Genomic DNA, 26,677 nt, shown 5'->3' on the forward strand with positions numbered 1-26,677 from the left:
GAGACCCTGTCCGACTCCTTGCCCCCTTCACTACGGGGCCGGGGCGGCAACTACTCAACGTGCAGAGGTTTTTCTGCGGCAAATTTTCCGGCGGTACGCCAACTCGCCCCCGCCGACCGCCCGGAGGGCCCCGCCGGGCGGCCCGCGGGGCAGCCGGAGGCGCCCTGCGGGGTGCGGGGGCGGGGCGGCCGGCGGCCCTGCCGGGCGGCGCGCAGAGCACCGGGCACAGGTGCGGATGCGGGGGCGGGGGCGGGGCGGATGCGGGGCGGATGCGGGGGCGGGGCTGCCGGGCTCAGCGGAAGCCCACCCGCTCCGGCGGGGGGTCGTCGTGCAGGATCCGCTGGTACAGGTGGTGGTCCCGCCAGGCCCCGTCGATGGCGAGGTAGCGGGGCGCGCTGCCGATGCGGACGAAGCCGCACTTGGCGAGGACCCGCTGCGAGGCGGTGTTGCCGGGCAGGGTGCCCGCCTCGACGCGGTGCAGGCCGAGCTCCTCCCGGGCCGCCCGGCAGACCTCCCGCAGGAGGCGGGTGGCCAGCCCGCGGCCGGTGTGCTCGTGGTCGGTCCAGTAGCCGACGTGGGCGCGTACGGCACCGGTCGGCCCGTCACGCCTCCGCGTAGGTGGCATCGGCAGCCGGGTCGAGCGCCAGGCGGTAGCCGCGCTTGACGACGGTCTGGATCAGCTTCGGGGCGCCGAGGGCGGACCGCAGCCGGGCCATCGCGGTCTCCACGGCGTGCTCGTCGCGGCCGGCGCCCGGCAGGGCGCGCAGCAGGTCCGCGCGGGAGACCACCCAGCCGGGGCGGCGGGCCAGGGTCCGCAGCAGGGACATCCCGGCGGGCGGCACGGGGCGCAGCTCGCCGTCGACGAGGACCGCGTGGCCGCGGATCTCGACATGGCGCCCCGCCACGGGCAGGACGCGGGCCCGGCCCGGCAGTTCCTGGCACAGCAGCTGCACCAGCGGGCCGAGCCGGAAGCGGCCGGGCTGCACGGTGTCGACGCCCCGGGACTGCAGCGGCACGGCGGTGACCGGGCCGACGCAGGCGGGCAGCACGTCGCGGCGGAGCGCGTCGAGGAGCTCGTCCAGCAGGCCCCGCTGCTCTGCCCGGGACAGCAGGGACGCGGCGGCCGGGGCGCTGGTGAAGCTGACCGCGTCGAGGGTGCGGGCCACGCAGGCGTCCAGCAGCCGGTCCAGCGGGGCCGGGTCCTCGGGCGGCATCCACCGGTAGACGGGCACGACCACGACCTCCGCCCCCGCGTCGGTGAGGGCCTCCACGAAGCCGGGCAGCGGCTCGCCGTGCAGTTGGAGGGCGATGCGGTGGCCGCTGACGCCCTGCCCGAGGAGGCGGTCCAGGACCTCCGCCATCGACTCCGTGGCCGGGGACCACTCCTCGGTGAGGCCGGCCGCCCGGACGGCGCCCTTCACCTTGGGGCCGCGGGCCAGGACCCGCACCTCCCGCAGGCAGTCGAGGAGGGCCTCGCCGCAGCCCCAGCCCTCGGCGGCCTCGACCCAGCCGCGGAAGCCGATCGCCGTGGTGGCGACCACGGTGTCCGGGGGCCGGGCGACCAGCTCGCGGGTGGCGTCGAGGAGTTCCGTGTCGTCCGCGAGGGGGACGATCCGCAGGGCCGGGGCGTGCACGACGGCCGCGCCCCGGCGCTGGAGGAGTGCGCCCAGCTCGTCGGCGCGGCGGGCCGCGGTGACGCCGACGGTGAAGCCCGCCAGGGGGCCGTGGCCGCCCGGTTCCGGGGAGTCCGGCCGCTGCGGACCGCGCCCCGGGCCGCGTCCCGTGGCGTGCTCCTGCGGCTCCTGCTGCTCGTGCATGGTCCCCGAGCCTGGCAAGGATGCGTGACAGGCCGGGTTCGCGTACGTTTCCCCGCCGTTACGGACCACGCCCGCTCACACCTCGGACAGGCTGAGCCGGCGCTGCGCCGGCGCCTCGGCGACGGCCGCGGCGGGCTTGCGCAGGTATACCGCCCAGGTGACGGCCATGCACGCGCCGTAGAAGAGGAGGAAGGCGACGAAGGCGGCCGTGCCGGTGCCGGCGGTCTGGAAGGACTGCCGGAAGGCGAGGTTGATGCCCAGCCCGCCGATGCCGCCGACCGCGCCGATCAGGCCCATGGAGGCGCCGGAGAGGCGGCGGCCGTAGGCGTCGGCCGCCTCACCGGTGAGGCCGATGGCGTGGGCCTTCGCCTTGAAGATGGCCGGGATCATCTTGTAGGTGGAGCCGTTGCCGAGCCCGGAGAGGACGAACAGCGCGCTGAAGCCGATGAGGAAGACGGTGAGCGACGCGGTGACCGAGGCGTAGACGACGACGGCGGTGGCGCCGGCCATGGCCGCGAAGGTGCCCAGGGTGATGCGGGCGCCGCCGTACCGGTCCGCGAGGGAGCCGCCGACCGGGCGGATCAGCGAGCCGAGCAGCGGGCCGATGAAGGTGAGGGAGGCCGCCTGGAGCGGGGTGCGGCCGAACTGGGTCTGGAGCACCAGGCCGAAGGCGAAGCTGTAGCCGATGAACGAGCCGAACGTGCCGATGTACAGGAACGCCATGATCCAGGTGTGGCCGGCGCGGGCGGCCTCCTTGACGGCGCCGGTGTCGTTCTTCACCGGAGCGAGGTTGTCCATGTACAGCGCCGAGCAGACGGCCGCGGCGATGATCAGGGGGATGTAGATCCCGAGCAGCACCCGGGGGTGCCCGGCGCCGACGGTGCCGATGACGGCGAGGGCGACGAGCTGGACGACGGCCACGCCGATGTTGCCGCCGCCGGCGTTGAGGCCGAGGGCCCAGCCCTTCTTGTGGAGGGGGAAGAAGGCGTTGATGTTCGTCATGGAGGAGGCGAAGTTGCCGCCTCCGATGCCGGTGAGCAGCGCCACCGCCAGGAACGTCCCGTACGAGGTGCCGGGCTCCATCACCGCGAAGGCGAGGCAGGACGGCACGAGCAGCATGGCCGCGCTGACGATCGTCCAGTTGCGGCCGCCGAACTTGGCGACGGCGAAGGTGTAGGGGACCCGGATGAGCGCGCCGACCAGGGTCGCCGAGGCGATCAGGAAGAACTTGCCGGCCGGGTCGATACCGTACTCCGGGCCCATGAAGAGGACCATCACCGACCACAGCGACCAGATGGAGAACCCGATGTGCTCCGAGACGACTGAGAAGAGGAGGTTCCGCATCGCGATCCGCTCGCCCTTCTCCTTCCAGAAGGTCTCGTTCTCGGGATCCCACTCGTGGATCCACCGTCCTCCGGTCTTCCCGCCCATCGGTCCACCCATCACGCACCTCCGCTGTGTGCTGCCGGTCAAGCCCTGAACCCGTCGACTGCCGACGCTAGGGAGGTCGCGTTTCAGCCCGGTCATCTGAGGTGACCGGGCTGAAACCTTGCTCTCACCCGGTGCGGGGGGAAGCTGTGAGCGCCGGTCCCTCTGCGGGGGCGGGCACGAGGCGACGCGCCCCTGGGGGCGGGCGGGTACGGGACCGCTCCCGGCCCCGGCGGCACGGCGGGTGCGGGACCGCTCCCGGCCCCGGCGGGTGCGGGTGCGCTCCCGGCCCGGGCGGGGCGCGGGGGCCCGGAGGACGCGCCTCGGCCCGGCGACGGCGATGCGGGAACGGCGATGCGGGGGCGCTCTCAGGCCCGGCGGCCGGCAGGCGCGCGGCCCCGGCTGTCAGGTGACGGCGGCCGTCGGATGCGGTGGCCGTCAGGTGCGGTGGCCCATGGCGAGGGCGTCGGCCTCCGGCAGCCAGGCGTCCTCCGGGACGGCCAGCCACCCCTCGCGGGCGGCCAGCTCTGCCGCGGCGCCCCGCAGGGCGTCCAGCCCGGGGTGCCGGAGCCCCTTGCGCCACACCAGCGCCACGGGCGACAGGGGCACGGGGCGCACGAGGGGGCGCAGGACCGTGTCGGGAAGCGGCGGGAAGTCGACGACGGCGAGGACGGGAACGGGGTTCTTGGCCATGAGGCGGCGGAACTCCTCCTTGCCGACGGCCAGGGGTGCCGGTGCGGCGACGCGGACGCCGTGGCCGGCGAAGAGCCGGGCGGCGAGTTCCGTCCACTCGCGGGTGCGCGGGTTGCCCGCGCCGGCGTACACGGCCTGCCCGGCGAGGTCGGCGAGCTCCACTTCGGGCCGCCCCGCGAGCAGATGGCCCTCGGGCAGCGCCACGGCCATCGGCTCGTACCGTACGGGCTGCCAGGACAGCCGGTCGCGGACTGCGGGGTCCAGCCCGGCGACCCGCCCGAACGAGGCGTCGAGCCGCCCCGCGAGGATCTCCGCCGCCGCCCAGGTCAGCCCGCTCTCGAAGCGGGCCATCAGCTCGCAGTGGGGCGCCAGCTCCCGGGCCAGGGCCAGCACCCGGCTGCTGGTCAGGCCCGCGGTGTTGAGGTCCACCAGCAGCGGGCGGGGCCCGTCGGCGGCGAAGGCCGCGTCCAGCTCGTCGTAGGCGGTGAGAACGGCCTGCGCGTACGGCAGCAGCCGCTCGCCGTCCGGGGTCAGCGACACCTGCCGGGTGGTCCTGACGAACAGCTCGGTGCCCAGCTCCCCCTCCAGGCGCCGGATGTCCCGGCTGAGCGCCTGCTGGGCGACGAAGAGGCGCGCGGCGGCGCGGGTGAAGTGCAGCTCGGCGGCGACGGCGGTGAAGGCGCGCAGGAGGCGGGGGTCGGGTTCGCGGGGCACACCGGAAACCTACAACGGAAGTGCGTCAATCGCGCTCGAACAGGTGTTGGACGGTGGTGGACCGGGCCCGCGAACCTTGGATCATGCCCCAGACCGCCACCGGGAACGTCCCGGCGACCACCCCTGCCCTGACCCCCGGCGCCCTCGCCCTCGCACCCCGCTTCTCGGACGCCCCGCGGGCCCCGCGCAAGCCCTCCCGCCGCTCCCGCAACCCGTACCTGCGCCTGTTCGCCCGCCCCGGCACCCGGGCCTTCACCCTCGGCAACCTGATCGCCCGCGTGCCCATGGGCATGTTCACGGTCAGCGCGGTCATCATGATCGCGGGTTCCCGGGGCTCGTACGCCCTGGCGGGCGCCGTGACCGCGACCGGCCTGGCGGCGACGGCCGTCGTGGCGCCGTTCACGGCCCGCCTGGTCGACCGGTACGGCCAGCGGCGGGTCGCGCGCCCGGCGACGGCGCTGGCGTTCCTCGGCTCGGTGTCGCTGCTCCTGTGCGTGCACTTCGCGGCGCCCGCCTGGACCCTGTTCGCCTCGTACGCGGCGACCGCGACGACCCCGAACATCGGCGGCATGTCACGGGCCCGCTGGGCGCACCTGTACCGGGACGACCCGGCGGCGGTGCACACCGCGAACGCCTTCGAGCAGGCCCTCGACGAGCTGTGCTTCATGGTGGGGCCGGTGCTCGCCGCGTTCCTGTGCGCCGCGCTGTTCCCGGAGGCCGGGACGCTGATCGGCGCGGTGCTGCTGCTGGCCGGCATGCTGCTGTTCACGGCGCAGCGCGCCACGGAGCCTCCGGTGGCACCGCGCACCGCCGCCCCCGGGGGCCATCCCCTGCGGATCCCGGGCATGCCGCCGCTGCTGGCGGTGTTCCTCGCCACGGGCGCCGTCTTCGGCTCGATGGAGATCGTCACCCTGGCGTTCGTGGACGGCCCGCTCGCCGGGCCGGTGATGGCGCTGCAGGCCGTGGGGTCCTTCCTGGCGGGCCTCTGGTACGGGGCGCTGCGGCAGGCCCCGGACGTGCGGCGGCGCCTGCTGCTGTGCCTCGCCGCGATGACCGCGCTGATGGCGCTGCCGCTGGCGGCGTCCGGCACCGGCTCGCTGCTCGCCCTGGCGGGCGCCCTGCTGCTGGCGGGGATGGCGACGGCGCCCACGATGGTGACGGGCATGACCCTGGTGCAGCGGCTGACCCCGGAGGGCCGCCTGAACGAGGGGATGACACTCGCGGTGACGGCCCTCCTGGGCGGGATCTCGTCCGGTGCGGCGGCGGGCGGCTGGCTCGTGGAGCACGCGGGCGCGGGACCCGCGTACGCGCTGCCCGCGGCCGCCGCGGCCCTCGCGGCGGTCACCGCGGCGGCCGCGCTCCGCCGCCGGCGGACGGTGTGAGGGGCCGCGGGTACGCCGAAGGCCCGGCTGCCGTTTCCGGCTGCCGGGCCTTCGGTTCACATGGGGTGCGGGGTTCCGGGGGCTGCGCCCCCGGGGCCTCCACGCAGTGGAGATGGCGGGAATCGAACCCGCGTCCAACGGTGCGGAACCAGGGCTTCTCCGTGTGCAGTCCGCTGCGCTTTTCTCGGCCCCGGAGATCACGCGGACAAGTCTCCGACGGGCTCAGTCACTGTGGGTTGTTCCTCTACACCCCGTGACCGGGTCTAGAGGTGGAGTTCCCTAGCTGATGCCAGGATCCGGGTCGGGAACAGCCCCGGGCTGACACTTCGCGAGTCGCTACTTAGGCAGCGAGGGCGAAGGAATCGCGCTTGGTGTTGGCGATTATTGGTTTCGGCCTGTGGTTTACGAGATCATGGCCGCTTCCTCGACACGCTTCCCCTGCTTCGACAGCCGCTGTCGAAACCGATCATCCCCATGTTGACTTGTCAAGCAGTGCCCCTGCTGTGAGGGGCAAGTGCCATCGTACGGGATCAACGCGGACCCTTGCCAGCCTATTCCCGCACCTGCCCGGGTCAGGCCCGGGCGCGCCTGCGGGCCGCCGACACGGCGCGGTCCGCCTCGCGGCGGTCCTGCTTCTCCCGCAGGGTCTGCCGCTTGTCGTACTCCTTCTTGCCCTTCGCCAGGGCGATCTCGACCTTGGCGCGGCCGTCCTTGAAGTAGAGCGACAGCGGGATGATGGTGTGGCCGGTCTCCGACGCCTTCGACTCCAGCTTGTCGATCTCCACGCGGTGCAGCAGCAGCTTGCGCTTGCGCCGCGCCGAGTGGTTCGTCCAGGTGCCCTGGCTGTACTCCGGCACGTGCACGTTGTGCAGCCACGCCTCGTGGCCGTCGATCTGCACGAAGCCGTCCACGAGCGAGGCCCGCCCCTGGCGCAGCGACTTCACCTCCGTGCCGGTCAGGACGAGACCGCACTCGTAGGTGTCGAGGATGTGGTAGTCGTGCCGCGCCTTCTTGTTCTGCGCGATCAGCTTGCGCCCTTTTTCCTTTGCCATAGTGCCGTCATTTTCGCACTACGCGCCCCGTCCGAGGCCACTCAATACCGTGCGGGCCCGCTCCTGCACGCGGGTCGCCGCCGGCACGTCGGGGGTGATGCCCCGCCCGTCGACCCGCAGGCCCGCCGGGGTGCGGTAGTGGCCGACGGTGAGCTCCGCGACCGACCCGTCGGCGAGGCGGCTGGGCATCTGCACCGCGCCCTTGCCGAAGGTGCGCGAGCCGACCGTGACGGCCCGGCCCCGGTCCTTCAGCGCGCCGGTGAGCAGCTCCGCCGCGCTCATGGTGCCGCCGTCGACGACCACCACCAGGGGTCTGGTGGTGTCGCCCCCGGGGTCGGCGTACAGCGCCCGCTCCTCGCCGTGCACGTCGTACGTGGCGACCAGACCGCCGTCCAGGAACGCCGAGGCCGCCGCCACCGCCTCCGAGACCAGCCCGCCGCCGTTGCCGCGCAGATCGAGGACGACGCCCGCCCCGGCCGGGGCCGCGGCCACCGCGCGCCGCACCCGCTCGCCGCTGCCGCGGGTGAACGCCGTCACCCTGACCAGCACCGCGTCGCCGTCCAGCCGGTGCACGGCCACCGCCTCGGCGGCCAGCTCGGCTCTGCGCAGGGTGCGGGTCCAGGTGCGCTCGCCCCGCTGGAGGCCCAGCACGACGGGGGTGCCCGCCGCCGCCGGGGTGCTGCCGCCGCCCGTGCCGTCGCCGCGGAGCAGGGCCGCGACCCGGGCCGCGGTCTGGCCGTCCACGGTGCGGCCGTCGATGGTGCGCAGCCGGTCGCCCGGGCGGATCCCGGCCCGGTCGGCGGGGCCGCCGCGCTGGACACGGATCACCTCGACCCGGCCCTCCGCGGTGCGCCTGGCCCGCAGGCCGACGCCCGTGTACGCCCCGCCGAGGGCGCGCTCGAACTCCGCGTACTCCCCGCCTCGTACACCGCGCCCCAGCGGTCCCCGCTGCGGCTGACGACCTCCTCGGCGGCCTGCGCCCCGGACCGGCCGTCGGCGAGCGCCTCGGCCGCGGCCCGCACGACCTCGTCCCGTACGGCCCGGTCGCCGGGTGCGGCCGAGGCGGCGGGGTGCGGACCGCCGTGCCGGGGCCGCGCGGATCGTCGGCGGGGTCCTGCTGCGGCAGGACGTCGGTGGCGGCGGCCGCCGCGAGGACGGTCGCGAAGAGCACGGTCAGCGCGGCCCCTCGCCGGATGCGGCGGGGCCTGAGCGGACCTGACGGACCCGACAGCGACATGCCGCCCACTCTAGGACAAGCGGAAGGCGCCGTACGGGGGTTGGCCGTACGGCGCGCGAGGTGCGGGAGCGGCGCTCGTCACACCTTGAGGTACTTGCGGAGCGCGACCGCCGCTGCAAGGGACGGCATCAGCAGTCCGATGACGACGACGAGCGGCAGCACCGACAGGGTCTCGTTCCAGCCGATGAACTTCACCAGCGGCATCTGCTGGGCCAGCGACAGGCCCGCGTCGATGAGGAAGTAGCGGCCCACCACGAGCATGCCGCACGCCACGAGCCCGCCCAGCAGGCCGGCGAAGGCGGCCTCCATGATGAACGGCATCTGGATGTAGAAGCTGGACGCGCCGACCAGCCGCATGATCCCGGTCTCGCGCCTGCGGCTGAACGCCGACACCCGCACGGTGTTGACGATCAGCATCAGGGCGATGACCAGCATGAGCCCCATCACGACGAGGGCGGTGACGTTCATGCCCCGCATCATCGTGAAGAGCTGCTCCAGGGTGTCGCGCTGGTCCTGCACCGAGTGCACGCCGTCACGCCCGGCGAAGGCCGTCGCGATGACCTCGTACTTCTCCGGGTCCTTCAGCTTGACCCGGAACGACTCCTGCATCTGGTCCGGGGTGACGAGGGACGCGATGGGGCTGTCGCCGTACTGCTCGCGGTAGTGCTTGTACGCCTCCTCGGCCGTCTCGTGGTGGACGGTCTCGACGAGGTTGGTGAGCTTCTCCAGGTCCGTCTGGATCTGCTCCCTCTGCTGCGCCGTGACGGCGCCCTTCGAACAGCTCTCGGCGGTGCCCGCGTCGTTCTTGTTGCAGAGGTAGATCGTGACGTTGACCTTGTCGTACCAGAAGTTCTTCATGGCGTTGACCTGCTGGCCCATGAGGACCGCGGCGCCGAAGAGAGCCAGTGACAGGGCCACGGAGATGATGACGGCGAAGGTCATCGTGAGATTGCGACGGAGGCCGACACCGATCTCCGACAGTACGAACTGGGCGCGCATCGCCTGCGTTCAGCCTTTCCTTGCCCGTGTGTGTGCTCAGTGCTGGTAGCCGTAGACGCCGCGCGCCTGGTCGCGGACGAGGCGGCCCTTCTCCAGCTCGATGACGCGCTTGCGCATCTGGTCGACGATGTTCTGGTCGTGGGTCGCCATGACGACCGTCGTCCCGGTGCGGTTGATGCGGTCGAGCAGCTTCATGATGCCGACCGAGGTCTGCGGGTCCAGGTTGCCGGTCGGCTCGTCGGCGATCAGCAGCATGGGGCGGTTGACGAAGGCCCTGGCGATCGCCACGCGCTGCTGCTCACCGCCGGAGAGCTCGCCCGGCATGCGGTCCTCCTTGCCCGCGAGGCCCACGAGGTCCAGCACCTGCGGGACCGACTTGCGGATCTCGCCGCGGGACTTCCCGATGACCTCCTGGGCGAAGGCCACGTTCTGCGCGACGGTCTTGTTCGGCAGGAGCCGGAAGTCCTGGAAGACGGTGCCGAGCTGGCGGCGCATGTGCGGCACCTTCCAGTTCGACAGGCGGGCCAGGTCCTTGCCGAGCACGTGGACCGTCCCGTGGCTGGCGCGCTCCTCGCGGAGGATGAGCCGCAGGAACGTCGACTTGCCGGAGCCGGAGGAGCCGACGAGGAAGACGAACTCGCCCTTCTCGATCTCCAGGGACACGTCCCTGAGGGCGGGCTGGTTCGTCTTCGGGTAGGACTTGGAGACGCTGTCGAATCGGATCACGGATGCACCCACGGTCGGCCTGGAGGAGTAGGTGTGCGTGACCATACGCGAACGGCGATGCCCCGCGCAGTCAGCGTCCACGCTTGCCCTTTTTGTCCCCTTGTGCTCGGGTCGCTGACCGGCGGCTTCCGGCCGGGGCGCGCCTAAACTCGTGGAACCTGGCACAGTGGACGGGGAACCGATGCCTTGCCCTGAGCGTTGTGCGGAGTGAACGCGGGGAGAACCACGTGGGCGACTCCGCCGCACGGGAGGAGGAGAGCGCATGACCCTCGACCGACTGGTGTGTGCCAACTGCGCTGCTCCGGTGAACCAGGGCCGCTGCCCCGTCTGCCGGGCCCACCGCGCACGCCTCCAGCAGAGTCCGTGGGGCGCGGTGCACCCGATGGTGCTGGTCTCCCTCCTGCTGCTGCTGGTGGCGGCGGCCACCGCGGCCCTGGTGGCGGCCCAGCCCGCGTAACCGCTTGGTGACAGCGCGAAGGGCCCGGACAGCCGTCGGAATACGGCGTCCGGGCCCTTCGCACGTCGCGGGGCGTCCGGGCCGGGCCCGGCCCGGACGCCTTACGTCACTCTCAGGCGGTGGCGCCGCCACCGCCGGCGACGAACCGCGGCAGCATGCGGAAGCCGATGCCGCCCGCGATCATCGTCGCGGCGCCGATGAGCAGGAACGAGGTCTCGGCGGCGCCGGTCTCGGCCAGCTCCTCCTTGGCCTCGCCCTGGACGACCGGCGTGGTGCCGACGCTGTTGGGGCCGGGGTTGTTGTTGACGCACTCGGCGCCGTCGAGGTCGACGGTGCAGGTGCTCACGTCGCCGCTGGCGGACCCGCCGTTCGTGCCGGTGCCGCCGGTCGCGGTGGCCCCGTTCGACTCGGAACCGCTGGTGCCGGTGCCGTTGGAGGAACCGTTCGTGGCGCCGCCGTCACCGCCGGAAGCGGAGCTGCCGTTGGCACCGTTCCCGCCGTTGGCACCGTTACCGCCATTGGCACCCGCGCCACCGTCAGCGCCGGCACCGCCGTCAGCACCCGCGCCACCATCGGCACCCGCGCCACCATCGGCACCAGCACCACCGTCAGCACCAGCGCCACCATCGGCACCAGCACCACCATCGGCACCAGCACCACCGTCAGCACCCGCGCCACCATCGGCACCCGCGCCACCATCGGCACCAGCACCACCGTCAGCACCAGCACCACCGTCAGCACCCGCGCCACCATCGGCACCAGCACCACCATCGGCACCAGCACCACCGTCAGCACCAGCACCACCATCGGCACCAGCGCCACCATCGGCACCAGCACCGCCGTCAGCACCAGCACCACCGTCAGCACCAGCACCACCATCGGCACCCGCGCCACCATCGGCACCAGCACCGCCGTCAGCGCCGGCGCCACCGTCCGTGGTGCAGTTCGGGTCGACCGGGCTGCACGGCGGATCCGCCTCGGCCGTCGCCTGGACGTCGACCTCGATGAGGCCGGTGGCCTGCGCCGCACCCGCCGCGGTCAGGGACGCACCGGCTGCGATGACCGCGCCGGCCGCGATGCGCGCGATCCGGACGCGCGTCTTGTTGGTCATAAGCTTGCTACCCCCAGTAGCTGTTCGTGTCTGTGGTGCAGCGCGCGGGGCAGCAGGGGCCGGGGTGTTGCCGCTTCGTCCGCCCCCGGTCACACGCGCCCCGGACATGCGCATGCCGCGCGCCAGCTTTCCCAGTTTCGTCAAGCAGGTCAAGCTCGTTGCGTACGCGATGCCCGAAATGATCGGCGGTGTCTGGCCTGCGGGGATGCAACTGTGACAGAAGCGGGAACGGAGCGGGCGGTACGTCAGTTCCCTTGTCGACAAAGCGAGAAGACGGGGCGTTCGCTGCTTGCGCCCGCGAAGCGGGCTCGCACAGGCCGGGCCTCGGGGAACGGCGACGGCGCCGCCCCCCGGTCGGGGGCGGCGCCGTCGGGAGGAGCGGGTTACTTCTCCTGCTGCTTGCGCCAGCGGATGCCCGCCTCCAGGAAGGCGTCGATGTCGCCGTCCAGGACGGCCTGCGGGTTGCCGACCTCGTGCTCGGTGCGGAGGTCCTTGACCATCTGGTACGGGTGCAGGACGTAGGAGCGCATCTGGTTGCCCCAGGAGCTGCCGCCGTCGCCCTTCAGGGCGTCCATCTTGGCGCGCTCCTCCTGCCGCTGGCGCTCCAGCAGACGGGCCTGGAGGACGCGGAGCGCGGACGCCTTGTTCTGGATCTGCGACTTCTCGTTCTGGCAGGAGACGACCACGCCGGTCGGGATGTGCGTGATGCGGACCGCCGAGTCGGTGGTGTTGACGGACTGGCCGCCGGGGCCCGAGGAGCGGTACACGTCGATCCGGAGGTCGTTCTCCGGGATCTCGATGTGGTCGGTCTGCTCCACGACGGGCAGCACCTCGACGCCCGCGAACGACGTCTGGCGGCGGCCCTGGTTGTCGAACGGCGAGATGCGGACCAGGCGGTGCGTGCCCTGCTCGACGGAGAGCGTGCCGTAGGCGTACGGGGCGTGCACGACGAACGTGGTCGACTTGATGCCGGCCTCTTCCGCGTACGACGTCTCGTAGATCTCCGTCTTGTAGTCGTGCCGCTCTGCCCAGCGCAGGTACATGCGCTGGAGGCGCTCCGCGAAGTCCGAGGCGTCGACGCCGCCGGCCTCGGCGCGGATGGTCACGAGGGCCTCGCGCTCGTCGTACTCGCCGGACAGGAGGGTGCGGACCTCCATCTCGTCGAGCGCCTTGCGCACGTCGGCGAGCTCCGCCTCGGCCTCGGCGCGGGCGTCCGGGTCGTCCTCGGCCTCGGCGAGCTCGAAGAGCACACAGAGGTCGTCGATCCGGCCGCGCAGCGTCTCCACCTTGCGGACCTCGGCCTGCAGGTGGGACAGCTTGCTGGTGATCTTCTGTGCCGCTTCGGGGTCGTCCCACAGGGACGGCGCGGCCGCCTGCTCCTCGAGCACGGCGATGTCTGCCCTCAGCTTGTCGAGGTCCAGGACGGCCTCGATCGACCCCATGGTCGCGGTGAGGGACTTCAGCTCTTCGGATACGTCGACGACTGCCACGGGTCCAGCGTAACGGCTGCCCGCGGCAGCCCCGGCCGCGGACCGTCGGGGCCGCCCGTCAGCGGTCGGGGGCCGTCGGCCCCTGCACGGGGGCCGGGGGCGCCTCGTCCTGGCCCGCGGCCAGCCAGCCGCCAGGCCCGCCGCCGCCAGCGCCGCGCCCGCCACCGAGACCACCAGGCGCCGCCTGCGGACCGCGGCCTGCTGGTTGCGGGCCGAGCCGGGGCGCCGCTGCCCCGCCGCCCGGGGGCGCGGGCGGTGCCCAGCGGGCCCCCGCTCAGCTCGTCGGGACCGGGCACCCGCATCGAGGTGTGGGTGTCCCGGTTGGAGTCCGTGGACGAGCCCGGCACCAGCGGCACCGCCGCCCTGCGGGGCCGCTCGGGCGGCGCGGGGCGGGGGTCCTCGTCCGCGTACGGCTCCGGGGCGGGCTCCGCGCCCGGCTCGTCGACGTCCAGCGGCGGCATGTCCGCGACCAGCGGCGCCAGCTCCTGGAGGCGGGCGGCCAGCTCGGAGGCGCGCAGCCGGGACGCCGGGGCCTTGGCGAGGCACTGCACGATCAGCTGCCAGAGCTCGTCGGGGATGCCGGGCAGCGGGACGACGGTCTCCGTGACGTGCCGGCGCAGCACCGCCCCGGGGTGGCCGCCGCCGAACGGGGTGAAGCCCGCGAGGAGCTCGTACAGGACGGTGGCGAGGGCGTAGATGTCGACGGCCGCCCGCGGGGGCAGGCCCTCGACGATCTCGGGGGCCAGGTAGTCGGGCGTGCCGATGATGCGGTTGGCCGACCGGGTGCGGGCCGGGGTGTCGATCAGCTTGGCCGTGCCGAAGTCGGTGAGCAGGGCGGGGTGGGCGCCGCCGGGGCCGAGGGGGCCCTGCATGTCGAGGAGGATGTTCTCCGGCTTCACGTCCCGGTGGACGACGCCGGCCGCGTGCGCGGCGGCGAGGCCCTCGGCGACGTCCCGCACGATGGCGACGGCCGCGGCCGGGGCCAGGCGGCGCTCGCGGTCGAGTCTGCTGCGCAGGTCGGTGCCGCGCACCAGGTCCATGACGAGGGCCAGGTCGTCACCGTCGACGACGAGGTCGCGGACGGCGACCACGCGGGGGTGGTCGAGTCCGAGCAGGGCGGTGCGCTCCTGCACGAAGCGTCCGACGAGTTCCTGGTCCGCGGACAGGTCCTCGCGCAGCAGTTTGATGGCGACGGGGCCGTCCGGGCCCTCGCCGAGCCACACCGTACCGGCGCTGCCCCGCCCCAGGATCTGGTGAGCCGTGTACCGGCTGCCGATTTTCCGTGCCAAGACTGCTCCCTCAGCGGCTGGCGTTCCCGACCACGGTACGCGGGCGGGGCGCCCCGCATTCACGCCGGAAGGGAAATCACCCCTCCGCGTGGGTCCGGGGCGCGCCCCGCGTCAGGGCGCGGTGGTGCCGCCGGTGTCGGCGGCGCTGCCGAGCTCGCTGATCCAGTCGGTGACCGTGGAGACGGCGTCGCCGATGGCGTCCCAGTAGCTCTTGCCCTGGGCGATCCAGTCCTGGAGGGGGGTCAGCTCCCAGATGAGCCAGCCCGCGAGGACGAAGACGAGGATCGTGAACAGGCAGCCCTTGAGGCAGCCGAGTCCCGGGATGCGCATGGGGTTGGCGCTGCGCCGCCGGGGCTCGCGGGGCTCCCGCGGGGCGGGCGGCTGCGGGGCCTGCGGCTGGGCGGGCTGCCGGGCCGGGCGGGCCTGCGGCTGCCGCTGCGGCGGCTGGGGCGGCGGGGCGTAGGGCTGGGGCTGCGGGGGCTGGGCGGCGTACGGCTGGGGCGGCGGGGCGTACGGGGGCTGCGGGCGGCCGTAGCCCTCCTGGCCGTACGCCTGCTGCCGGCCGTACTGCTGGTGCTGCGGCCGGTACGGCTCGGGCTGCGGCGGCTGCGGCTGCGGGCGGCGCTGGGGGCGGCGGCGCAGCGGGTCCTCGGCGGGGTCGAGGTACTGGATCTGGGTCTGCTCGTTGCGGTCGCGGGCGGCGCGCAGCTGGGTCTGCCACGGGTGCGGCTCCTCCTGCGGCGGCTGCGGCGGGCCGTCCTGGCCGGGCGGCACGGGCGGCATCACCGCGGTGGCGTCGGCGGCGCCCGGCGGGGTGGCGCCCTGGCCGGCGGCGGGCAGGAAGCTGGTGGCGGCGGCCGGGTCGTACTGGGGGCGCCCGGGGTGCCGGGGGCGGCGTGCGGGAGCACCTGCGTGGGGTCGGCCGCGCCGGGCGCCCCGGCCATGCCCGCGGCGCCCGCCAGGCCGGGCGTGGCGGAGCCGGGGACGCGCGCGGGCGCCGGATCGGGGGCCAGCAGGGCGCCGACGCCTTCGGCGGCCTCGATCTGGGCGGCCGAGGCGTGCACACCGATGCCGTCGGCGACCACGCGCAGGCCGCGGGCCAGGTTCTCGGCGCTGGGGCGCAGGCCGGGGTCCTTGCTGAGGCAGCGCTCGACGACGGTCCACAGCGGGCCGGGGACCGTGGAGGGGCGGCGCGGCTCGGCGCTCAGATGCTGGTGGAGCACTTCGAGCGCGGTGCCGCCGGCGAACGGGGGGCGGCCGGTGAGCAGCTCGTACAGCATGATCCCGGCGCCGTAGACGTCGACCGCGGAGGTCTGCGGGCGGCCCTCGGCGGACTCGGGCGCCACGTAGGCGGGGGTGCCGACGAACTCGTGGGTGCGGGTGAGGCCCGGGGAGTCGGCCAGGCGGGCGATGCCGAAGTCGGTGAGCATCGGGTGCATCTGCCCGTCCCGCTCGGCGAGCAGCACGTTCGCGGGCTTCAGGTCGCGGTGGACGACGCCGTCGGCGTGGCTGGCGGCGAGCGCGTCGGCGACCTGCGCCATGAGGAGGGCGGCGCCGACGGGGGTGAGCGGCCCGTTCTCGCGGATGTACCGGTGCAGGTCGGGGCCGTCGACGAGGTCCATGACGAGGGCGAGGACGTCGCCCTCGACGACGAGGTCGCGGGTGCGCACGATGTTCGGGTGGGTGAGGCGCAGGAGGACGGAGCGCTCGCGCAGGAAGCGCATCACGACGTCCGCGTCGTTGGCGAGCTCCTCCTTCAGGACCTTGATCGCGACGGTCTCGCCCGGCTGGCCGGCCACGGCGGCCTCGGCACCGGCGGTCTCCCTCTGGCGGGCACGCCAGACGGTGCCCGTGGCGCCGCGTCCGAGCGGCTGCTCGAGCAGGTACTTGCTGCCGACTGGCCGCACGTCATGTGCTCCCTGCGAATCGTGGTCCGAGACCGGTCCGGGTTCTGCGTTCGACCCACTGTAGTGCCGTTCCGCTCTGTTCGAACGGGTCACCGACCGTGACCGGACGGCTCTCGCGCTCGTGCCGGGACAGACGTGCGGGGGGGCGCGTCCGGTTGCCCGGACGGCACCGCCGTACGGATGAACGGATGATCGACTTCAGGGGCCGGCCGGGGGCGCGAGCAGCTTTTTTCCGCGACCGAACCCGATCATTCAAGATCATTTGGTGCCGTGCCGCGGGCGAACGGGCCCTGGCAGGTGGGAGGATGCAAGCGACCTGTACCGGACGACGCGTCCGCGCGCGGGTGGGGGGAGCTATCCGCGGGCCTGTCCCCCGCAGTGCCCCGTCGCCCCCACCTGTTCCCCCGCCGCGGCCGCGCCGCGCAGAAGGGACCGCTGACGGCAATGCAGATCCGGCTGACCGTCCTCGCGGCGCCGACCGGCGGGCAGACCGCGCGGCGCGCCTGCGACGTCCTCGTGACCGCTCCCGCGGGCACCGCGCTGGCCGCCGTCGCGTCCGGGCTGGCCGCGGCGGCCGCGGGCCCCGACGGCGCCGCCGCCTCCGGTCCCGTGGTGCTCTACGCGGGCGGCGAGCGGCTGGACCCGCAGCGCGGCACGCTGGGCGAGCCGCCCCTCGTGGACGGCGCGGTGCTGGCCCTCCAGTCCCCGGCGGAGGAGCCCGCCGCCCCCGAGGGCGCCGCCGCGCGGCTGCACGTGGTGGCGGGCCCGGACGCGGGCGGCGTCCACCTGCTGCACCCGGGCGAGATCCGGGTCGGCCGGTCGTCCGACGCGGACGTGCCGCTGGACGACCCCGACGTCTCGCGGCTGCACTGCGTGGTGACGGTCGCGGAGGACGGACGGGTGCGCGTGGCGGACCTCGGCTCCACGAACGGCACGTCCCTGGACGGCCGCGCCGTCGGCGACCGCCCCGTGCGCCTCGCTCCCGGCGCGCTGCTGCGCGTCGGCGAGACGGCCCTGCGCCTCACCTCCGGCACCGCCGGGCACACCCTGGCCGCCGTCCCTGACGGGGAGGGCCACCTGCGCGTCGCGCACGAGGGCGGGCGGACCCCCGGGGGCGGGGGCTCGGGTACGGCACCGGGCGGCGGCCCGCAGCCACTGGTGCCGGCGGCCCGCCGCCCGTACGGGGAGTCGTCCGGCACGGGCGGCACGGGCTCCGCGCAGCCGGCCGGGACCGCGGCCCCCGCGGGCGACCCGACCCGACCCGGCACGCCGGGGCCTGCCGGTACGGGCACGGCAGAGCCGGTCGGCGCTGCCGTGCCGGAGCCCGCGGGCGGAGCCTCCGGCGCCGGCCGCGCCGGCGTCCCCCGCCAGGCGCTCTCCGGCGCGGCCTTCCCCCTGCGGGCCGGGGCGCGGGCGCGGCGCCCGGCACGCGTACGGGGGCCGGCGCGACTGCGGAGGCAGGGGTGCCCGGCACGCGTACGGGGGCGGTGCCGGCTGCGGGACCGGTCCCCGGCGCGGGTACGGGCGCGGGGCCCGCCCCTGGGGCGGCGGCCGCCACGGGCGCCCCCGGCGCGGGGGCGGAGGCGGGCCCCTGGTACCAGACGGCACGCGACCACCCCGGCTCCCGCACGCACGCGGACCTTACGAGGCCCCCGGGCACCCCGGGCACCCCGAGCACCCCGGGCGCGCCGGGCACCCCGGGCACCCCGCAGACCACGGGCCGCAGGACCGCCTCACCTCGCCCGCCCCTCTCCCGCACCCGGCGGGCACCGCCCCCACCGTCCACGCCACACCGCCGCGCGGCACGCAGGTGCCCGACGGCACCGGTGAGGCGCCGCGCCGCCGCGGCGGCATAGGGGCGTGGGCGCGGCGGCTCACCGGCGCCCGCGGCGACGCCGCGCGGCAGAGCGCCACCGGCGCCGGTCCGGGCGCCCCCGCGGGGACCGCCCCGCTCACCGGGGGCACGGAGGCATGGCCGGACCCCGCCGCCGTGCTGCTCACCGCCCTCGGGCCCGGGCCGCGTCTCTGGGAGCGGGCCGCCGGGCACCCCGAGGCACTGACCGTGCGGCTCGGCACCACCGAGCGGGCCGAGCTGGCCGCCGTCCCGGTGACCGTCGGGCTGCGGGAGGCCGGTTCGCTGGGCCTCGCGGGGCCGCGCCCGCGGCTGCTCGGGCTCGCCCGGTCGGTCCTCGCGCAGCTGACCGCCCTGCACGCACCCGCGGACCTGGAGGTGGTCCTGGTCAGCGCCGACCCGGCGCGCCCCCTGGAGCAGCGCGTCCGGGACTGGGGCTGGCTCGGCTGGCTGCCGCACGTACGCCCCGCGCACGGCCAGGACTGCCGGCTGCTCCTCGCGTACGACCCCGGCCAGGCGGCCGCCCGCGCCGACGAGCTGACCCGGCGCCTGGACGACGGGCCGCTGGGCCCGCACTGGGCGAGCGCCCCGCGCGCGGCCGTCGAGGAGGCCGCGGCGCGGTACGGCGGGCCGCAGGCGCCGGGGCCGTACACGGTGGTCGTCGTCGACGGGGACCCCGGCACCGGGGAGCTGCGCGAGACGGTGGCGCGGCTGGCGGGGGCGGGCGCCGCCGCGGGCATCCACCTGGTGTGCCTCGCGGAGACGACGCCCGCGTCGGCGCTGTCCCCGCTGGCGGCCACCTACGAGGCGGCTTGCGCCGCGTCCCCGGCGTTCCGGGAGTGCGGGGCGGTCGGGCTGCTGAGCGGTGACGTGGCGACGGCGCTGCGGGTGATGCGGGCGGTCGGCGGCGGCCCGCCGGGCACGGCACGGTGGCCGCGGTGGACGCGGTGTCCGGTGCGTGGGCGGAGCGCTTCGCCCGCGCCCTCGCGCCGCTGCGCGCGCAGCACCCCGGGGGCGCGGCCGGACGGCGGCGGCGCTGCCGCGGGTGTCCCGGCTGCTGGACGAGCTGGAGCTGGCCCGGGCCACGCCCGCGTCGCTGATGGCCCGCTGGGCGGCGGCCCCGGACGGCACGGCGGTGCTGGGCCGGGGCCCGCACGGCCCGCTCCGGGTGGACCTGGCGGGCGGTGACGGCCCGCACATGCTGGTGGAGGGCCCGGCGGGCTGCGGCCGCACGGAGCTGCTGCGCTCGGTCGCGGCCTCGCTGGCGGCGGCGGCGCGGCCGGACCGGCTGGGCCTGCTGCTGGTGGACGGCGCGGGCGAGCGCGGGGAGGGCCTCGGCCCGTGCACGGACCTGCCGCATGTGAGCGAGTACCTGGTGGCGTCCGACCCGGTCCGGATGAGGGCGTTCGCCCAGGCGCTCGGCGCGGAGCTGAAGCGGCGCGGCGAACTGGCGGGGGCGCGGCACCCGGAGGCCGCCGAGGGGGCGCGGCCGCCGCTCCTGGTCGTCCTCGTCGACGACCTGGACGCTTTGGTGGCCCCCGCGCTCGGCAGCCCGGGCCGCCCGGCCGCGGGGTCGGTCGTACGGGCGCTGGAGGCGGTGGCGCGGGACGGCGGGCGGCTGGGCGTCCACCTGGTCGCGGCGAGCGCGCGCCCCGACCGCACGGCGGCCACGGAGGCGGCCCGGCAGGCGCGGCTGCGGGTGCTGCTCGACGCCCCGCCGGCCGTGCCGGGCCCGGACGATCCGGCGCCGGGGCGCGGCCGGGCCGTGCACGCGGACGGGCGGGTGACGCCGTTCCAGGCGGGCCGGGTGACGGGGCGCATCCCGCGCACGTCGACGCTCCGCCCGACGGTCGTGCCCCTGGAGTGGGAGCGCATGGGCGACCCGCCGCCCGCCGCCCGGTACGCGAACTCGGCAACGGCCCCACGGACCTGGCACTGCTGGCCAGTGCGCTGGACCGGGCGGCCCGCTCCGTGGACGCCGGCCCGCTGCCCCCGCTGGTCCCGGACCCCGCACCGCGCTGAGCCACCCGCGGGGTGCAGGGGCCCCGGGCCCGAGGGCGGCAGACCCGAAGGCCCCGGGCCCTGCGCGGCGGGCCCGTGCCCAGGAGGGCGGGCACAGGGCGGGAAGGGTGGGGGCGGGGCGGCGGGCCCGGCGACCGCCCGCCCGGCCCTCCGCGCATGACGGCACGTCACAAGCCCATCACGATGGGCTTGTTGGTGCGGAAGGCGGTATTGCGGCACCCCGGTGTGCGGCGTAGACCAGAACGAAAGGGACACGCACGAGGACGACGCACAGCAACCGGAGAAACGGGGCAGCGATGCGGACAACTCTGCACACCCGCCGGGCCGTCGCGGCCCTGGCCGCGGTCGGGGCCCTGGCCCTGGCGGGCTGCGGCGGGAACGGCGACGGCAAGGGCGGCCCGGCCGGCTCCACCGGCTCCGCGGAGACGGTGTCCTTACCCCGGCTGGACGGGCAGGAGCTCCAGGTGGTGGCCGTGTGGACCGGCCCCGAGCAGGAGGGCTTCACCAAGGTCCTCAAGGAGTTCGAGCGGCGCACGGGCGCGAAGGTCGGCTACGTACCGACGCAGGACGCCATGCTCAACTACATCGGCACGAAGATCGCCGGCGGCGCCCCGCCCGACGTGGCGATGCTCCAGCAGGTGGGCGCGCTCCGCGAGGCGGTCGAGCGGGGTTGGGCGAAGCCGGCGGGCCGGGAGGCGCGCGAGCAGGTCGAGGCCAACTACTCGCGGGGCTGGCAGCAGCTCGGCACGGTCGACTCGAAGCTGTACGGGGTGTACTTCAAGGCCGCGAACAAGTCCCTCGTCTGGTACAACGCGGCCGTCTTCGACAACGCCGGGGTGAGCGAGCCGAAGACGTGGAAGGAGTTCCTGTCGACGGCCGAGACGATCTCCGCGTCCGGTGTCGCCCCGGTGTCCGTCGGCGGCGCGGACGGCTGGACGCTGACGGACTGGTTCGAGAACGTGTACCTCTCCCAGGCCGGGCCGGAGAAGTACGACCGGCTCGCCCGGCACGAGATCCCGTGGACCGATCCGTCGGTCGCGAGGGCGCTGACCACCCTCGGCGAGCTCTTCGGCCGGCCGGACCTCATCGCGGGCGGCCCCGACGGGGCGCTGCAGACGGAGTTCCCGGCGTCCGTCACCCAGACCTTCACGGGCGGCGACCGGCCGAAGGCCGCGATGGTCTTCGAAGGGGACTTCGTCTCCGTCAACATCGCGCAGACGGACGCGGAGATCGGCACGGACGCGAAGGTGTTCCCGTTCCCCGCCGTGGACGGCGACCCGCCCGTGGTGACGGGCGGGGACGTCGCGGTCGCCCTGACGGACAAGCCGGCGACGCAGGCCCTGATGACGTTCCTGGCCTCGCCGGACGCGGCGGCGCTGTGGGCGGCGGAAGGCGGCTTCCTCTCCCCCAACAAGGCGCTGGACACGGCCGCGTACCCGAACGACGTGCAGCGCGGCATCGCGGAGGCGCTGATCGCGTCGGGCGACTCCTTCCGCTTCGACATGTCCGACCAGATGCCCCAGTCGTTCGGCGGGACGCCCGGCAAGGGCGAGTGGAAGGCGCTCCAGGACTTCCTGAAGAACCCGCGGGACGTGGCGGGGACCCAGCGGCGGCTGGAGGCGGACGCGGCCGCGGCCTACCGGGACGGGAGCTGACGCCGTGGCGGCGACCGCTCCCCCGCGACCCCGGGGCCGGGGAGGGTTCCGGGGCCGCCGGCGGGTGACCGGCACCCGCGGCCTGATGGCGGCGGCGTTCCTGCTGCCCGCGCTGGTCCTGCTGGGCGCCCTCGTGGCGTACCCGATCGGCTACTCGGTGCACCGGTCGTTCCTTGACCGGCCGGGCACCGGCTTCGCCGGCCTGGACAACTACGTCGAGCTCTTCACGGACGACACGATCCTGACGGCCGTGCGGAACAACGCGGTCTGGGTGGTCGTGGCCCCGACGGTGGCCACGGCCCTCGGGCTGGTCTTCGCGGTGCTGACCGAGCGCGTCCGCTGGGGCACGGCGTTCAAGCTGGTGGTGTTCATGCCGATGGCGATCTCGATGCTGGCGGCGGGCATCATCTTCCGCCTGGTGTACGAGCAGGACCCCGACCGGGGCGTCGCCAACGCCGTGGTGGTGGGCGTGCACGACACGTTCGCCGAGGCGTCGGCATACCCGCGGGCCCGCCCCCTGCCGGTGCATCCGCTGGAGCCGGCGGGCGGCGGGGCGTACCTCACGAAGGAGCCGGTACGGATCGGCACGCCCGCCCTCCTGCCGCTGGTGGGCGTGGCCCCGGGCGACATGCCCGAGGACGCGCGCCCCGCGAGGACCCCGGTCGCGGCGCAGGACCGGGTGACGGGCACGGCGTGGCTGGACTTCACCCGCGGCGGCGGGGGCACCCCCAACGCGGTGGACGCCCGGGAGAGGGGCCTGAAGGGCCTCACGGTGGAGGCCGTCAAGGACGGCCGGGTCGTCGCCGCCACCACGGTCGCGGCGGACGGCGCCTTCTCCCTGCCCGCGGCCGCGGACGGCGCGTACCTGCGGCTGCCGGAGTCGAACTTCCGCGCTCCGTACAACGGTGTGGACTGGCTGGGTCCCGCGCTGGTGACGCCGGCGATCATCGGCAGCTACGTGTGGATGTGGGCGGGCTTCGCGATGGTCCTCATCGCCGCGGGCCTCGCCGCGGTGCCGCGCGAACTGCTGGAGGCGGCCCGGGTGGACGGGGCGGGCGAGTGGCAGGTGTTCCGCCGGGTGACCGTGCCGCTGCTGGCGCCGGTGCTCGCGGTGGTGCTGGTCACCCTGATGATCAACGTGCTGAAGATCTTCGACCTGGTCTTCGTCATCGCGCCCGGCTCCGTGCAGGACGACGCGAACGTGCTGGCGCTCCAGCTGTACCGGTCGTCGTTCGGCACGGACGCCCACCTGGGCGTCGGCAGCGCCATCGCGGTGCTGCTGCTGTTGCTGGTGCTGCCCGTGATGCTGTTCAACATCCGCAGGATCAGAAGGGAGTCCCGGCGATGAGCCCCCCTTCCGCGGCCTCCCGGATCGCCTCCCGCCTCGGCGGGGGCGCGGTACGGGTCGTCCTCGTCGTCGTGGCGCTGTTCTGGCTGATGCCGACGGTGGGCCTGCTCCTGTCGTCGCTGCGCTCGCCGTCGGACATCAGCGCGAGCGGCTGGTGGACCGTGTTCACGGCACCGGCGCAGCTGACCGCCGACAACTACCGGGCGCTCCTGGCCGACGGCGCGATCACCGGCTCGCTGCTGTCCACCGTGCAGATCACGGTCCCGTCCACGGTCCTGGTCGTGGTGGTCGGGTCGCTCGCCGGCTACGCCTTCGCGTGGATGGACTTCCCCGGCCGGGACTGGTGGTTCCTGGCGGTGGTGGGCCTGTTGGTGGTGCCGGTGCAGGTGGCGCTCGTCCCGGTGTCGAAGCTGTTCGGTGCGGTGGGCGTCTTCGAGACGACCCTCGGCGTGGTGCTGTTCCACACCGCGTTCGGCCTGCCGTTCGCGATCTTCCTGCTGCGGAACTTCTTCGCGGAGATCCCGCGCGAGCTGCTGGAGGCAGGGCGGCTGGACGGGGCGGGCGAGGTGCGGCTGTTCACCCGGGTGGTCCTGCCGCTCGGCGGCCCGGCGATCGCGTCGCTGGGCATCTTCCAGTTCCTGTGGGTGTGGAACGACATGCTGATCGCCCTGATCTTCGCGGACTCGTCGTCGCCGCCGATCACGGTGGCGCTCCAGCAGCAGGTCCGCCAGTTCGGCAACAACATCGACGTGCTGGCACCGGGCGCGTTCGTGTCGATGGTGATCCCGCTGGCGGTCTTCTTCGCGTTCCAGCGGCAGTTCGTGTCAGGCGTGATGGCGGGCGCGGTGAAGTAGCCCCGGCGGCGGTGCCGCCCCGCTCGGACCGGTACGGCAGCGGGGCCGCCCGCCCGGACCGGTGCGGCGGCGGGCCTGCCCCTCAGACGGCAAGGAGCAGTGCCCCGCCGGGGCCGCGCAGCCCGTGCAGCCGGTCCCCGCCCTCGGGCGGCCGTACGACGTCATCAGCGGCGGCAAGGTCCAGGACGGACGCACCGCGCCCAAGGGCAGGTGAGGGAGGGCAGGTGAGGGCGCGAGCGGCACTGACGCCTCGTCAAGTCGCCGCCCTCGCACGTCACCTCGGCGAACGCCCGGAAACCCGGGGATCGCGGGCAGGACGGTCCGGGCACTCCTCGGATGACGCACGTGCGCGTAACCCGCCGTGCCCGGCGGGCGTTCCCGGGCCATGCCCCGGTTCAGCGTCATCGTCCCCGCGTACCACGTCCGGTCCTCCCTGCACGCCTGCCTGGAGTCGGTGCTCTCGCAGCCCTTCGACGACCTGGAGGTGATCGCGGTCTGCGGCGGGGACGCGGACGGCTGCGCGGAGATCGCCGACGAGGCGGCGGCCCGGGACCGGCGGGTCGCGGTGCTGCGGCTGCCGGCGGGCCGCGGGCCGGGGCGCGCCCGCAACGCGGGACTGGACCGGGCGGAGGGCGACTACGTCCTGTTCCTCGACGGGGACACCGTCCTCGCCCCTGACGCCCTGCAGGCGGTCGCGGACCGGCTGAAGGAGACCGGCTCCCCCGACGTCCTCCTCTACGGCCACGCCCACGTGCCGTGGACGGGGGAACCGCGGCCCGACGCCGCCCGCCGCCACCTGGCGCAGGCCGGACCCGCCCCCTTCACGCTCGCCGACCGGCCGGGGCTGCTGCGGGTGCCGCCGGTCGTGTGGAACAGGGCGTACCGCCGGGAGTTCCTGGAGCGCAAGGGCCTCCGGTTCCCCGCCGGGCACCACGGGCACCTGCCGTTCACGTACCCCGCCCTCATGGCCGCCGGGTCGCTCGCCACCCTGGACCGGGTGTGCGTGCACCACCGCCCGCACCGGGGCCGGGTGCGCGGCGACCGCGACTTCGACGTGTTCGCGCAGTACGACCGCCTCTTCGCGTACGTCGACAGCCGTTCCGCCCTCGCGCGCTGGCGCGCCCCCCTCTTCGGCCGCATGGCGGAGGACCTCGCCGCGCTGTTCTCGGCGCCCGGCCGGGTGCCGGCGGCCCGGCGCGCGGCGTTCTTCCGGCTGATGCGCGCCCACCACCGCCGCCACCTGACCCGCGGTGCCGCCGCGGAGGCGCCGGGCCGGGTGGCGCGCGGCCTGGTCCGGCTCGGCGCCCGCCGGCTCTTCCGCGCCCTGGTCGCGGCCCGGGCGGCCCGGGGGCGGGCGGCGCACCGGGTCCGCGGGGTCCTGCGGGGGCTGCGCGGCGCGCTGCTGCGGGCGCACTACCGGATCCAGCTGCTACTGCCGCTGCGGGCGGACCACGCGGTGTTCGCCGCGCCCGGCAGCCCCGGCTACAGCGGCTGCCCCGCCGCGCTGGAGGAGCGGGTCCGCGAACTGCTGCCCGGGATGCGGACGGCCTGGATCCGCGGGCACGGGCAGGGCGGCCCCGTGCCCGCCGACCCCCGCGTGCTGCGCCCCGGCACCGCCGCGTACTGGACGGCGCTCGCCCGCTCGGCGTACCACGTGGGGGACACCGCCGGGGAGGCGGAGGGGCTGGTGAAGCGGCGGGGCCAGGTCTTCGTGCGCGCCCGGCACGGCACGCCGATCGGCCACGAGGGGCTGGACCTCCAGCGGCGGCCTGCCGCCCGCGGCGCCGTCGACCCCGTGTCGCTGCTGCGCGCCGCCGACTCCTGGGACCACGTGGTCACCGCGAACCGGCACGCCACCCTGGTGCAGGAGCGGGCGTTCCCCGCGGCGTACGGCGTGCTGGAGTACGGCTCGCCGCGCACCGACGCGTACCTGCGGGCCACCGCGGCGGACGTCGCGGCGGTGCGCGCCGCGCTGGGGATCGCCGAGGGGCACACCGCGGTGCTGTACGCCCCGGCCGTGCGCGACTACGTCACCCCGCAGCCGCGCCTGCTCGACCTGGAGCGGGTCGTGCTGTCCCTCGGGCCGCGGTTCACGGTCCTCGCCCTGGGCGCCGCGGACCTGCCGGACCACCCGAGGGTGGTGGACGTGTCGGCGCACCCGTCCGTCGAGGAGCTGTGCCTGGCGTCGGACGCCCTGGTCACGGACTACGGCCCGCTGATGTGCGACTTCGCGGTGCTGGACCGCCCGGTCGTGGTGCACGCCGAGGACTGGGAGGCGTACGCGGCGGCCCGCGGCACCTACCTCGACGTGCGGGCCTTCCCGCCGGGGGCGGTCGCCCGCAGCGAGGACGAGCTGATCGACATCTTCACCACCGGGCACTGGCGCGGCTCGCGCTCGGCGCAGCTGCGGGCGGCGTTCCGCGACCGGTTCTGCCCGTACGACGACGGGCACGCCGCGGAGCGGGTCGTGCGGCACGTGTTCCTCGGGCAGGACCCGTCGACGCTGCCGCCGGTCGTGCCCCGGGAGGAGCGCCGACCCGCCCCGGCGCCGTCGGCGGCCGCGGCACGTGACGTCCCCGTCGGGGGCCGCAGCGCCGGTAGCCGGGACCGGGGCGGCGGGAGGCTTCCCCGGGCGACCACGGGG

18 protein-coding genes, 1 other RNA gene and 4 pseudogenes are annotated in these 26,677 nt (G+C 75.3%); 9 read left to right on the top strand and 14 right to left on the bottom strand.

Annotated elements, in window-relative coordinates; translation table 11 throughout:
- Positions 1-292: 292 nt before the first annotated feature.
- From L6E17_RS27365 to L6E17_RS27380, 4 genes are all read right to left on the bottom strand, one after another.
- The gene (locus L6E17_RS27365) at positions 293-625 is read right to left on the bottom strand and encodes a GNAT family N-acetyltransferase (RefSeq protein ID WP_374109159.1); all 333 of its coding nucleotides are present in this window, start codon (positions 623-625) and stop codon (positions 293-295) included.
- On the bottom strand, positions 603-1,817 hold the full coding sequence (locus tag L6E17_RS27370) for a uroporphyrinogen-III synthase (protein WP_236243349.1): 1,215 nt from the start codon (positions 1,815-1,817) through the stop codon (positions 603-605). The genes L6E17_RS27365 and L6E17_RS27370 overlap by 23 nt, the downstream gene beginning before the upstream one ends.
- 75 nt (positions 1,818-1,892) lie before the next feature.
- Complete coding sequence (locus L6E17_RS27375; protein WP_236243350.1) at positions 1,893-3,260, bottom strand: nitrate/nitrite transporter; 1,368 nt, start codon at positions 3,258-3,260, stop codon at positions 1,893-1,895.
- A 423-nt stretch (positions 3,261-3,683) separates the two neighbouring features.
- Complete coding sequence (locus L6E17_RS27380; protein ID WP_236243351.1) at positions 3,684-4,652, bottom strand: LysR family transcriptional regulator; 969 nt, start codon at positions 4,650-4,652, stop codon at positions 3,684-3,686.
- A gap of 83 nt (positions 4,653-4,735) precedes the next feature.
- Here L6E17_RS27380 and L6E17_RS27385 point away from each other — a divergent pair, with 83 nt between their 5' ends.
- Positions 4,736-6,034: an MFS transporter gene (locus L6E17_RS27385; protein WP_236243352.1), complete on the top strand. Its 1,299-nt coding sequence runs from the start codon at positions 4,736-4,738 to the stop codon at positions 6,032-6,034.
- A gap of 104 nt (positions 6,035-6,138) precedes the next feature.
- Here L6E17_RS27385 and ssrA read toward each other — a convergent pair.
- The 5 genes and pseudogenes from ssrA to ftsE form a co-directional block, all read right to left on the bottom strand.
- Positions 6,139-6,508, bottom strand: a transfer-messenger RNA (tmRNA) gene (ssrA, locus tag L6E17_RS27390).
- A 98-nt stretch (positions 6,509-6,606) separates the two neighbouring features.
- Entirely contained in the window at positions 6,607-7,086 is a 480-nt protein-coding gene (gene smpB, locus L6E17_RS27395) for an SsrA-binding protein SmpB (RefSeq protein WP_236243353.1), read from the bottom strand.
- Positions 7,087-7,104: 18 nt separating this feature from the next.
- A pseudogene (locus L6E17_RS27400) lies at positions 7,105-8,317 on the bottom strand (S41 family peptidase).
- Between the two features lie 84 nt (positions 8,318-8,401).
- Positions 8,402-9,322: a permease-like cell division protein FtsX gene (ftsX, locus tag L6E17_RS27405; protein WP_236243354.1), complete on the bottom strand. Its 921-nt coding sequence runs from the start codon at positions 9,320-9,322 to the stop codon at positions 8,402-8,404.
- Between the two features lie 36 nt (positions 9,323-9,358).
- Positions 9,359-10,048, bottom strand: a complete 690-nt coding sequence (gene ftsE / locus L6E17_RS27410; protein ID WP_071264856.1) for a cell division ATP-binding protein FtsE — start codon at positions 10,046-10,048, stop codon at positions 9,359-9,361.
- Between the two features lie 262 nt (positions 10,049-10,310).
- Here ftsE and L6E17_RS27415 point away from each other — a divergent pair, with 262 nt between their 5' ends.
- Entirely contained in the window at positions 10,311-10,505 is a 195-nt protein-coding gene (locus L6E17_RS27415; protein WP_071264847.1) for a hypothetical protein, read from the top strand.
- Positions 10,506-10,617: 112 nt separating this feature from the next.
- Here L6E17_RS27415 and L6E17_RS27420 read toward each other — a convergent pair whose 3' ends face one another.
- The 5 genes and pseudogenes from L6E17_RS27420 to L6E17_RS27440 form a co-directional block, all read right to left on the bottom strand.
- On the bottom strand, positions 10,618-10,851 hold the full coding sequence (locus tag L6E17_RS27420; RefSeq protein ID WP_236243355.1) for an LPXTG cell wall anchor domain-containing protein: 234 nt from the start codon (positions 10,849-10,851) through the stop codon (positions 10,618-10,620).
- Positions 10,848-11,435 carry a hypothetical protein gene (locus L6E17_RS27425; protein ID WP_236243356.1) on the bottom strand — a complete coding sequence of 196 codons (588 nt, stop codon included), beginning with the start codon at positions 11,433-11,435 and terminating at the stop codon, positions 10,848-10,850. Before L6E17_RS27425 ends, L6E17_RS27420 begins: the two co-directional genes overlap by 4 nt.
- Positions 11,436-11,999: 564 nt before the next feature.
- On the bottom strand, positions 12,000-13,106 hold the full coding sequence (gene prfB, locus L6E17_RS27430; protein WP_236243357.1) for a peptide chain release factor 2: 1,107 nt from the start codon (positions 13,104-13,106) through the stop codon (positions 12,000-12,002).
- A gap of 58 nt (positions 13,107-13,164) precedes the next feature.
- Positions 13,165-14,395: pseudogene (locus L6E17_RS27435) on the bottom strand (serine/threonine-protein kinase).
- Between the two features lie 111 nt (positions 14,396-14,506).
- Positions 14,507-16,302: pseudogene (locus tag L6E17_RS27440) on the bottom strand (serine/threonine-protein kinase).
- A 444-nt stretch (positions 16,303-16,746) separates the two neighbouring features.
- Here L6E17_RS27440 and L6E17_RS31680 point away from each other — a divergent pair.
- From L6E17_RS31680 to L6E17_RS27465, 7 genes and pseudogenes are all read left to right on the top strand, one after another.
- On the top strand, positions 16,747-18,132 hold the full coding sequence (locus tag L6E17_RS31680) for an FHA domain-containing protein (RefSeq protein ID WP_374109160.1): 1,386 nt from the start codon (positions 16,747-16,749) through the stop codon (positions 18,130-18,132).
- Positions 18,113-19,342 carry a hypothetical protein gene (locus tag L6E17_RS31685; RefSeq protein WP_374109161.1) on the top strand — a complete coding sequence of 410 codons (1,230 nt, stop codon included), beginning with the start codon at positions 18,113-18,115 and terminating at the stop codon, positions 19,340-19,342. The genes L6E17_RS31680 and L6E17_RS31685 overlap by 20 nt, the downstream gene beginning before the upstream one ends.
- Positions 19,343-19,352: 10 nt before the next feature.
- Positions 19,353-20,336, top strand: coding sequence for an FtsK/SpoIIIE domain-containing protein (locus L6E17_RS31690; protein WP_374109167.1), 984 nt, complete (start codon positions 19,353-19,355; stop codon positions 20,334-20,336).
- A gap of 136 nt (positions 20,337-20,472) precedes the next feature.
- On the top strand, positions 20,473-21,831 hold the full coding sequence (locus tag L6E17_RS27450; RefSeq protein WP_236243358.1) for an ABC transporter substrate-binding protein: 1,359 nt from the start codon (positions 20,473-20,475) through the stop codon (positions 21,829-21,831).
- A 64-nt stretch (positions 21,832-21,895) separates the two neighbouring features.
- Positions 21,896-23,179, top strand: coding sequence for a carbohydrate ABC transporter permease (locus L6E17_RS27455; RefSeq protein ID WP_374109162.1), 1,284 nt, complete (start codon positions 21,896-21,898; stop codon positions 23,177-23,179).
- On the top strand, positions 23,176-24,033 hold the full coding sequence (locus L6E17_RS27460; RefSeq protein WP_236243360.1) for a carbohydrate ABC transporter permease: 858 nt from the start codon (positions 23,176-23,178) through the stop codon (positions 24,031-24,033). The genes L6E17_RS27455 and L6E17_RS27460 overlap by 4 nt, the downstream gene beginning before the upstream one ends.
- A gap of 385 nt (positions 24,034-24,418) precedes the next feature.
- Positions 24,419-26,503, top strand: a pseudogene (locus L6E17_RS27465) (CDP-glycerol glycerophosphotransferase family protein); the annotation flags it as partial.
- Positions 26,504-26,677 lie beyond the last annotated feature (174 nt).

The sequence above is a fragment of the Streptomyces sp. CC228A genome (assembly GCF_021390935.1).
In the GTDB taxonomy this organism is placed as follows: domain Bacteria; phylum Actinomycetota; class Actinomycetes; order Streptomycetales; family Streptomycetaceae; genus Streptomyces.

Excerpts from the sequence above, each read along its gene's own strand:
- L6E17_RS27370 (WP_236243349.1), bottom strand. The coding sequence starts at position 1,817 with ATGCACGAGCAGCAGGAGCCGCAGGAGCACGCCACGGGACGCGGCCCG.
- L6E17_RS27415 (WP_071264847.1), top strand. The coding sequence starts at position 10,311 with ATGACCCTCGACCGACTGGTGTGTGCCAACTGCGCTGCTCCGGTGAAC.
- smpB (WP_236243353.1), bottom strand. The coding sequence starts at position 7,086 with ATGGCAAAGGAAAAAGGGCGCAAGCTGATCGCGCAGAACAAGAAGGCG.
- L6E17_RS31690 (WP_374109167.1), top strand. The coding sequence starts at position 19,353 with ATGCTGGTGGAGGGCCCGGCGGGCTGCGGCCGCACGGAGCTGCTGCGC.
- L6E17_RS31680 (WP_374109160.1), top strand. The coding sequence starts at position 16,747 with ATGCAGATCCGGCTGACCGTCCTCGCGGCGCCGACCGGCGGGCAGACC.
- ftsX (WP_236243354.1), bottom strand. The coding sequence starts at position 9,322 with ATGCGCGCCCAGTTCGTACTGTCGGAGATCGGTGTCGGCCTCCGTCGC.
- L6E17_RS27450 (WP_236243358.1), top strand. The coding sequence starts at position 20,473 with ATGCGGACAACTCTGCACACCCGCCGGGCCGTCGCGGCCCTGGCCGCG.
- L6E17_RS27365 (WP_374109159.1), bottom strand. The coding sequence starts at position 625 with ATGCCACCTACGCGGAGGCGTGACGGGCCGACCGGTGCCGTACGCGCC.
- L6E17_RS27375 (WP_236243350.1), bottom strand. The coding sequence starts at position 3,260 with ATGGGTGGACCGATGGGCGGGAAGACCGGAGGACGGTGGATCCACGAG.
- L6E17_RS27385 (WP_236243352.1), top strand. The coding sequence starts at position 4,736 with ATGCCCCAGACCGCCACCGGGAACGTCCCGGCGACCACCCCTGCCCTG.
- L6E17_RS27460 (WP_236243360.1), top strand. The coding sequence starts at position 23,176 with ATGAGCCCCCCTTCCGCGGCCTCCCGGATCGCCTCCCGCCTCGGCGGG.